Consider the following 9731-nt stretch of genomic DNA (forward strand, 5'->3'; position numbering starts at 1 on the left):
GGTATTTGCTTTTCTGGTGTGCGCTGCGGAGTCGTTTCGTGTGCGGCTTCCAGCCTTGCCGGTCTAACGCGCTATTGCCGGCGGCCAACGCGCCTTATCCGGCGCCTCGCTAACTGCTAATTCAAAGAACCGGCTGCGCGGTCGAAACGCCGCCGCGATGGAGTCATGATGGAGAAATGGTTCGACAGCCTGAACGAATATTTTGCCGGTGTCCCGCTAAGGGCAATCCGGTTTAAGTGGGCGATTTTACTGACCACTCTCGCGCTAACCCTGTTTTTGCTATTCGGCGCGCTGACTCGCACCAGCATCAACACCGCCGCCAACAGCTTTCTGGACCGGAGTGACCCGGCCATCGTCGCGCTGGACAAGTTTCGCCGCCAGTTCGGTAGCGACGACTCGGTGTTTTTGGTTTACCGGGCCAAGGACGGCGATGTATTTTCACGGCGTTCTCTGGCCGCGTTGCAAACCTTGACCGACGACTTGGAAAACTGGCGCGAACTCGGCGACCAGGTCAAGGATGCCGGCGGTCAGACCGCAAACTTGGACGACCTGCGCCATATTCGCCGGGTGCAGTCCTTAAGCAATATCCGCGTGCAAAGCGCCGACGGCGACACCCTGCATTCCAACCGCTTGGTGCCGCGGCAATTGCCCGAGAGTCCGGCCGAATTCGCCGCAATCAAAGCCAAGGCGCTGGCGCAAAAAGACTATCGGCTGGCGTTTTACTCGCCGGACAGCCAATACGCAGCGGTGTTGATCCAAACCGATTTCGGCGCCATCCCGGTCAAGGACTACGTGCCCAAGGTCAACGCCGACGGCGTGGCCTTGGACGACAGCTTCGGCGATGTGGCGGGCGGTGCCGACACGCTGAAATTCGACGATAGCGCCGAGGTGCAAACCATCCAGTACGAGAAGGTCGATAACTTTGTTTACGCCCGCTTCGTCAAGGCCTTGAAAGCCGTCTACCAACGCTACGACAACGACTTCGAATTTTATTCGGTCGGTTATCCGCCGCTGATGGAATTCGTGCAGCAAGTGCTGCAACAATCGGCCGGCTTGAATCTGGGCATGATTCTGATCAACGTGGTACTGCTGTGGGTGTTGTTCCGCTCGTTCAGCGCGGTGCTGTGGCCGGTGTTGATCGTGCTGTTCAGCATCGTCTGGGTGACCGGCGCGGTGGCCTGGGCCGGCAAGAGTCTATCGACGATGATCAGTCTGACCGTGATGTTGGTGTTCGTTTGCTGCATGGCCGATTGCATCCACGTCATCAGCATTTACCAAGCGCGCCGTCAGGATGGCGACCATCACCGGCAGGCGCTTTCGGATGCGTACGCCACCGCCGGCTTGCCGATGTTGATTACCAGCATCACCAATATGACCGGTACTTTTTCGCTGATTTCATCCGAGCTTTATCCGATCCGGGTGTTCGCGGCGATGTCCACCTTGGGCGTCGGGCTGGCCTACTTATTTTCGGTGGTGCTGTTGCCTATCCTGTTGGACTTCTGGCATCCGGGCGTGGCCGACGCCTCGGTCAAACCGGGCTGGACGCGGCGTATCGCAAATCGTTGGCTGGCCTTATCCGCGCCGGTTCGCACGGTTTGCGGCATCGGCTACGTCAGCTTGGTCATGCTGGCCTTGGGCCTGAGCGTGGGCGGCTACATCGCGCTGATTTCGGTGTTGACCTACGGCGTGGTACGCGGCCAGAAACGCTTGTTGACAGCCGTGCCGCGCTTGGCCTCGCGGCAATTTCGGCTGTCCTTGCTGTTGTTCGGCGTATTGGTGGCGGCCTGCTGGTACGGCGAAAGCCAATTGCGCATCGACTCCAACGTCACCGAACTGACCAGGGAAGGCAGCAGCATCCGCGTGGTCTATCAGACCGCCGACAGCAAAATGGCCGGCACCCAAAACATGGAAATCATGCTGGACACCAAAACGGCGGACGGCATTCTCGATCCGAAAATCCTGACCCGGATCGACTTGCTGCAACAAAAAATCGCCGAAAAATATCCGGACCAGGTCAGCCGCACCTATTCGCTGGCGAATCTGGTCAAGGACACTTACCGGGTGCTGAACGAAGACCGGCCGGAGTTTTACCGCATCCCGGATTCACAGCCCATGGTGGCGCAATTGTTGTACCTGTTCAACAGCGTCAATCCGGCCGACCGGCGCGGCATCGTCTCGGACGACTACAGCCAGTCGCATATCAGCGTCAATGTCTATAGCGCCGGCTCTTCGCAGTACCAAGCCTTCTTCGACGAAGTGAACCGCGAAATCGAACAAGTGTTCGGCGACGTGAAAGCCCAGTTTCCCAATCTGGAAGTGACTTTGACCGGCACGGTACCGCTGGCGATGCGGACCCAGGCCATCATCGCCCATTCGCAATACGACGGCTTTTTGTTGGCGCTGGGCGTCATCAGCGTGATTATCTTCCTGACGCTGGGTTCGGTGCAGGCCGGTTTGCTGTCCTTGATTCCCAACGTGATTCCGGCCTTGTTCACCTACGGCCTGATGGGCTTGCTGGACATCCCGCTCGACACCGATACCTTGCTGTTGGCGCCGGTCATCATCGGCTTGGCGGTGGACGACACCATCCATTTCATGACCCATTACCGACAGGCGCTGATCAAGACCCGGCAGATGGCCGAAGCCTTGCGGGAAACGATAGAAGAAGTTGGCCCGTCGATACTGTTCACCGGCATGGTGTTGGGCCTGGGTTTTTCGATTCAAGGTTTTTCCGACTACCTCGGCACCGCAAAGATGGGCATCTTCGGCGGTTTGGCGATTTTCGTCGGCATCTTGTGCGAACTGTTTTTGCTGCCGGCCCTGCTGGTGGCCTTCAAACCGAAATTCGGTCTCAAACAGGTCGATACGACCGTCAATTTATGAGGTTCAAGCATGCGTAATACCCTTGCAAATCGGCTGATTCTGGCGACGATCTGCGCCGTCATGGCTCAGCCGGCGGCGGCCGAGGAAGGCGGCGCGCCGGACGGGCGGGCCATATTGGAAAAGCTGTCGGACTATCAGCGCAGCATCACCGACTCGGCCTTCGTCAAATCGCGCTTATCCAGTTGCCAATACGGCATCAAGGACAACAAAATCACCTGCGCCGAGACGCCGCGAGAAAAACTGCTGGAAGCGGTCGGCATCAACGACGGCAAGCACAAAAAAGACACCAAGGCGGTGACCATCGTGCTGGAGCCGGCCGCCGAAAAAGGCGTGGGCATGTTGAATTACAGCTACGACGAAACCGGCAAGGATAACGAAACCTGGCTGTATTTGTCGGCGCTGGGGAAGGTCAAGCGTATCGCCAGCGGCAATTCCGACGAGGATTCCGAACCGGCCTCGCTGTTCGGCTCGGAATTCACCACCGAGGACACCGAAACCGGCAAACTGGACGATTACACGATTAACGTCCTGGGCGAAGCCGTCGAAGCCGGCCGGCCGGTCTGGAAAATCGAAACCATCCCCAATGCCGAGCGCGCCCGCAAGACCCGCTACGGCCGCCGGGTGATGTACGTCGATAAGGAGCGCTACGTGTCGTTGCGGGTCGAGCTGTACGACAAGCAAAACAAGGAAATCAAACGCTTGCTGACGTCCAAGGTCGAGGAAATCAAAGGGGTCTGGACCGCGCGTTCGCAAACCATGATGAATTTGGTCACCAACCGGCTGTCAAATATGGCGCGGAGCGAGATCAACAGCGGCGTCAACATTCCGGAAGACTTTCTGACCCAGCGAACCTTGACCGATGTGGCCTTCCGGGAAACCACCTTGGCACAACTACGGGCTCAAGTGAATTAACGGTGATCCGTTGCCGTCCGCCCAGACGATAGGCCGGAACCTGGCATTGCGCTGGCTGGCCCTCGCCTTGGCGTTGACGACCGCCGCTCGGGCCGAGCCGACGCTTGACTTGCCGGACACCGGCTCGCTGGCGTTCGACGATAACGCGGTCCTAGCGGCAGCAGATGCCGGTTCCGAATTTTGGGACAAATTCACCTTCAAATTCACCCAACTGGTTTACGCGCAGGTCCACACGCACAAAACCGATTCCGGCGCGTTGAAACAAGCGACTGTGGAAGACAACCGGCTCGGCCTGTTAATCAAATACCAGAATCCGTTCGCGCCAGGTTGGAATCTGCAGGGCAGCGGCCAAGCCAAATTGTATTGGCCGTCGGATTACGACTTCGAAGGCTTGAGCAGCCAGTCCATCGAAATGGAGCAACGCCTGGACAACCTCGAAATGCGGCTGAACGAGCTATACCTGAGCAAGACCTTCGGCAGCCACACCTTCAAACTGGGCCGGCAGACCTTGGTCTGGGGCGAGGCCGAAGGCAATTCGGTGCTGGACACCTTGAACGTGCTGGAATACCGCGACCTGAGCACGATAGAAGTCGAAGACGCCCGTATCAACCAATGGTTCGCGGTGTGGGAGCATTTCGCCGACGCCAGGCGTTGGGCGATGTTCGTCAATCTGAATCCGCAATTCAACCCGCTGCCGCGCAAAGGCAGTCCGGCTTACGTGGCCCCCTTGTTTCCGATCGACGCCCCCGAGTCGGACCGCCACCGGGTCGAGGCCGGGGCGCGGATGCAGTGGTCGGTCGAACATAGCGATGTTTCGCTGATGGCGGCGTATCTGTATGAAAACCAACTGCATTACCTGACGCCAGTCAGACTTTCCGGCCATATTCAGGCCAAGGACAACGGTTACTGGCTGCTCGGCGCCAGCGCCAACCGGGCCATCGGCAAATTATTGTTGAAGCTGGATCTAGCCTACAGCGTCGGCCTGCTCGAGGACACCACCATTTTGGCGCCGATCCCGCATACCTCGACGGTGCGAAAAGACCAAATCGGCGCATCCTTCGGCTTCGATTACGCACTGACCAACGACCAAAGCATCAACGCTTCGGTGCTGGCGCGCTCGTTTCTGGCCCACGACAGCGGCTTGGCTCCCGGCGAACGCACCGCCAACGGCGATATCTTCGGCACCTGGCTGATACGCTACAACTGCCGTTTTTTGAACGATACCCTGAACTTCACTTCCTTCAACCAAGGCACGCTGAATGCCGGTCAAGCGCTGAGCAGCGCAATGCTGACTTATGCTATCGACGACCACTGGTCGGTAATGGGAACGGTGATCGCTACCTTTGCGAATAAGCGGAGTGCGTTGCCGATTCTGGATCAGGACGTCAGGGTGGGATTTAGTATCAGTTTCTCGCTATAGAGTTGCCCGGGCCGGGGCTTACTGACACCTTGGATTTTGGCGAGGGTTTACCGGACTGTAGCCGGTGACGGTCGCCCTGCCGACAATGATTTGGCAGGAAACGGCCTTTGCACCCGACGGCGGGTTGCAAAGGCCTAACGACATTAGGCAAAAACGCTGGATTTGCGACGGCCTTTAGCCAAAAAGCCGAGTAGCGCACTGGTCATGAACCAAACCGATGCGGGTAGCGGCACCGGGGCGCCGCCGTCTGAGGTGGCTTGGGAAGCTTGAATGTCGAACGCAAACAAGCGGTGTTCGTTACCGGCACCTTGGTGAGTCGGATCGACGAAAGCCAGACTCCAAGAGGTTTTACCTAGCAAATTCAGCATGCTGCTGGAATGCTCGGTGACCCAACCAGCCGGCGACCACCAGCCTAATTGAAAATTGCTGGAACCGAGTAAGGTGCCGTTCGAGCTATCGGTTTTGATGTCGACATTACTGCCGTTTTGGGTAAACAGCACTGTCGCGGCGTCGGTGAAACTCAATACCGGGGTAATCGCCGCATTCCCTAATGTGCTGCTCAACGACGCGGTATCTTCGAAGATACCGAACTTTTCTCCGGTTGGGATGTTGAATAGCAGGGCAAAGGGATTGGCAAACTGCGCATCGTTATCCGTCGGCGCCCATACGCTGGCCGAACTTGCACCGGACGCGACCAACAAACCAACCGCTAAACCCGCTTTCAGAACTTTTTTAACTTTCGTCATGGTTTATTTCCTATAAATTATTGAAGAGGTGCTCAAATCTTAAATTTTGTAGCAGGTCCTTAACATGGTACTTAGGGGCCATGACAAAAATGACAGGCGCAAATCTTACTGGCCGCTGGGCCCGCCCCCTAGCGACACACCAAATCTTTACGGCATTTTTATCGATCCGTCCGTAAACTGAGCCTGCCCGAACCATCCGCACCGCTTTTCGGAACCGCTATGGAACAACCCCGCCCCGACCCAGATGTCCTGCTAGCCCGGTTTGCACGCGACCAGGCCAAGGCCAGGCGCGGCCGGTTGAAGATTTTCTTCGGCGCCGCGGCCGGCGTCGGCAAGACCTTTGCGATGTTGCTGGCGGCCCGGGAACGCCGTGCCGACAATCTTGACGTCGTGGTCGGCATCGTCGAAACCCATGGCCGTAAAGAAACCCAGGCGCTGCTGGCTGGGTTGGAAACCTTGCCGCTACGCCGGATCGACTACAAAGGCGCCGTGCTGCACGAATTCGATCTGGATGCCGCGTTGAAGCGGCGGCCGGCGATCATGCTGGTCGACGAATTGGCCCATTCCAACGCGCCCGGCTCCCGCCATCCGAAACGCTGGCAGGACATCCACGAACTGCTCGAAGCCGGCATCGACGTCTATACCGCGCTGAACGTGCAACACCTGGAGAGCTTGAACGACGATATCGGCCAGATCTCCGGCATCCGGGTCTGGGAAACGGTGCCGGATACCGTGTTCGAGGACGCCGACGAAGTCGAGTTGGTCGATCTGCCGCCGGACGAACTACTGAACCGGCTCAAGGAAGGCAAGGTTTACCTGCCGCAACAGGCCCAGGAAGCGATCAACCATTTCTTTCGCAAAGGCAATCTGATCGCGCTGCGGGAATTGGCCTTGCGCCAGACGGCCAGCCGGGTCGACGCCGAAATGCTGGATTACCGGCAAGACCACGCCATCCGCGAAGTCTGGCAGGTCAGCGAACGGATTCTGGTCTGCATCGGCCCGAACCCATTGGCCGAGCGCCTGGTCCGCGCCGGCAAGCGTCTGGCGACCAGCCTGCGCGCGGAATGGATCGTGGCCTACGTCGAAACCCCGCAGTTGCAGCGCTTGCCGGCCGAAAAGCGCGACGGCGTGCTACGCATTCTGCGTCTGGCGGAACAACTCGGCGCGGAAACCGTGACCCTGAGTTCGCCGGATATGAGCGAAGCCTTGATCCGTTTTTCCCGGCAACGCAACATCGGCAAAATCGTGATCGGCAAACCCAGCCGGCGCGGCTGGCGGCGCTGGTTGTTCGGATCGGTGGTCGATACCCTGGTCAGCCGGGCCCATAATATCAACCTGTATCTGCTCGGCAGCCCGCAAACGCGGGAACGCGGCGCAGCCGCGCCGGAACTGGCGCTGTTCGGCAAAAGCCCCCTGCCCGGCCTACGCCAACGCATCCCGGCCAAAACCAAACGCCGCTACTTAGGCTACCTATCGGCCTTTGCCGTCACCGGACTGGTCACCGCGGCCGGCTATCTGCTGCTGGGCCGCCTGGAACCCGCCAATCTGGTGATGGTGTATCTGTTGGGCGTGATTTTCGTCGCCAGCCGATTCGGCCGCGGCCCTTCGGTGCTGGCCTCGGTGCTCGGCGTCGGCTGCTTCGACCTGCTGTTCGTGCAGCCGTACTACAGTTTTTCGGTGGCCGACAGCCAGTACCTGATTACGCTGTCGGCGATGCTGGCGGTCGGCATCGTCATTAGTAACCTGACCGCGAACGTGCGTTCGCAAGCCAAAGTGGCCGCGCACCGCGAACGCCGGGCCGCGGCTTTGTATTCGATGAGCCGGGAGTTGGGTAGCAGCCAGACCGAAACCGACGTAGTGCGGGTCGCGGTAAAACATTTGTATGCCGAATTCAGCAGCCGCAACGTGATTCTGTTTCCGAACGCCAACGGCCGCATGGCGTTTCCGACCCAAAAAGCCATCGCCGAATCGCTGCTCGGCGCCGATTTGAGCGTGGCCCAATGGGTATTGGACCACAACGAAATCGCCGGACAAGGCACCGATACCCTGCCCGGCGCCTCCGTCGTCTACTTCCCAATCCACGCCGACGACCAGGTATTGGGCGTGCTAGCCTTGTTGCCGGTCAATCTGCGCCGGGTGTTTTTGCCGGAACAGCAAAAACTGCTGGAAACCTTTTTACGCCAGATCGGCCAAGCCATCGGCCGCATCCGCTTTTCGGAACGGGCCCGCTCCACTCAGATGCAAATGGAAGCGGAGCGCCTGCGCAACTCGCTGCTCAGCGCAATTTCCCACGATTTGCGCACCCCGCTGGCGACCATCATCGGCTCGGCCAGCACCATCGCCCACAACGAGCAAAAACTGGCACCGCAGGACATCGTCGAACTCGGCCAGGGCATTGTCGACGAAGCCGAACGGATGGCGAATCTGGTCAACAACATCCTGGACATGGCCAAGCTCGAAGCCGGCGTGCTGGAGTTGAACAAGCAATGGTACCCGCTGGAGGAAATCGTCGGTACCGCACTGAACCAGTTACAAGCTCAACTGGCCGGCCGGCCGGTCACGGTCAAGCTGCCGCCGGGTATACCATTGGTGCTGGTCGATTCGGTGATGATCGAACAGGTCTTGATCAATCTGCTGGAAAACGCCGTACGCTATACCCCGGCGGGCGGCGCGCTGGATATTTCGGCCGAATTTGGCGACAGTTCCGTCGAAATCGCCGTCGCCGACCGCGGCCCCGGCATCCCGCGCGGTCTGGAAGAACGCCTGTTCGAAAAGTTCTACCAAGGCCGCCAGGAGACGGCGCAAAGCGGCGTCGGCCTGGGCCTGGCGATCTGCCGCGCGATCGTCGAAATCCACGGCGGCACCATCAGCGCACGCAACCGGCCGGAAGGCGGTGCGGTATTTGCGTTCAAGCTGCCGCTGGATCAAGCCCCACCCGAAGTCGAACTCGAGGAATAAAGCACAACGGAAACCCGCGCCATGTCCAAAACCGACCCCGTTATCATCGTCATCGAAGACGACCCGGCCATCCGCCGCTTTCTGCGCACCAGTCTGCACAGCAACGGCTATAAGGTGTTCGATGCCGAGACCGGCAAACAAGGCTTGGTCGAATTGGGCGTGCGCAAGCCGGACTTGCTGATCCTGGACCTGGGCCTGCCGGATATGGACGGCGTCGACGTGATCAAGGCGGTGCGAGCCTGGTCTGCGTTACCGATCATCATTCTCTCGGCCCGTAGCGGCGAACAACAAAAAATCGACGCGCTCGACGCCGGAGCGGACGACTACCTGACCAAACCCTTCGGTTTCGGCGAATTGCAGGCGCGGATTCGGGTAGCTCTGCGCCACGCCTTACGCCCGCAGGACTCGGCGCCGGAGTCCGTGTTTACCACCGGCAATTTGCAGGTCGACCTCAGCAGCCGGGTGGTTAAAGTCGACGACCGCGAAATCCACCTGACGCCGATCCAATACCGGCTGCTGTCGGTACTGGTGAAAAATGCCGGCAAGGTACTGACCCACCAGCAAATTCTCCGAGAAGTCTGGGGCCCCAATTACCAGGAGCACGCCCACTACCCACGGATTTACATGAGCCAGCTCCGGCAAAAACTGGAAGCCGACCCCGCCCAGCCCAAACTGCTGCTCACGGAATCCGGGCTGGGTTACCGGCTTAAAGTTTGGTAACGGCCAATTGCAGTTACCCCCAAACCCAGCCAATGTCCGCAAACCGAACGATCCCCGCCATTCACCAAAGAGGGAGGCTTGGCTCACCAAAG

6 protein-coding genes are annotated in these 9731 nt (G+C 59.1%); 5 read left to right on the plus strand and 1 reads right to left on the minus strand.

All coding sequences use genetic code 11. From position 1 onward, the window contains the following. Positions 1–165 precede the first annotated feature (165 nt). From PL263_RS10670 to PL263_RS10680, 3 genes are read left to right on the plus strand one after another with little or no spacing between them, the layout of a single operon-like run. A complete protein-coding gene (locus PL263_RS10670; protein WP_278209417.1) occupies positions 166–2883 on the plus strand; it encodes an MMPL family transporter in 2718 nt (905 codons plus the stop codon). Between the two features lie 9 nt (positions 2884–2892). Beyond that, positions 2893–3795 (plus strand): outer membrane lipoprotein-sorting protein, encoded by a 903-nt coding sequence (locus tag PL263_RS10675; RefSeq protein WP_278209418.1) that lies wholly within the window; start codon positions 2893–2895, stop codon positions 3793–3795. 10 nt (positions 3796–3805) lie between these two features. Further along, positions 3806–5215, plus strand: a complete 1410-nt coding sequence (locus tag PL263_RS10680; protein WP_278209419.1) for a DUF1302 family protein — start codon at positions 3806–3808, stop codon at positions 5213–5215. Between the two features lie 143 nt (positions 5216–5358). Here PL263_RS10680 and PL263_RS10685 read toward each other — a convergent pair whose 3' ends face one another. Continuing rightward, the gene (locus tag PL263_RS10685) at positions 5359–5961 is read right to left on the minus strand and encodes a hypothetical protein (protein WP_278209420.1); all 603 of its coding nucleotides are present in this window, start codon (positions 5959–5961) and stop codon (positions 5359–5361) included. Between the two features lie 219 nt (positions 5962–6180). Here PL263_RS10685 and PL263_RS10690 point away from each other — a divergent pair, with 219 nt between their 5' ends. Both PL263_RS10690 and PL263_RS10695 read left to right on the plus strand, forming a co-directional pair. Further along, positions 6181–8919, plus strand: coding sequence for a sensor histidine kinase KdpD (locus PL263_RS10690; RefSeq protein ID WP_278209421.1), 2739 nt, complete (start codon positions 6181–6183; stop codon positions 8917–8919). A 21-nt stretch (positions 8920–8940) separates the two neighbouring features. Then, positions 8941–9639 (plus strand): response regulator, encoded by a 699-nt coding sequence (locus PL263_RS10695; protein WP_278209422.1) that lies wholly within the window; start codon positions 8941–8943, stop codon positions 9637–9639. Positions 9640–9731: the final 92 nt, after the last annotated feature.

Origin of the sequence: Methylomonas sp. EFPC3, from assembly GCF_029643245.1 — a bacterium.
GTDB lineage: Bacteria > Pseudomonadota > Gammaproteobacteria > Methylococcales > Methylomonadaceae > Methylomonas > Methylomonas koyamae_B.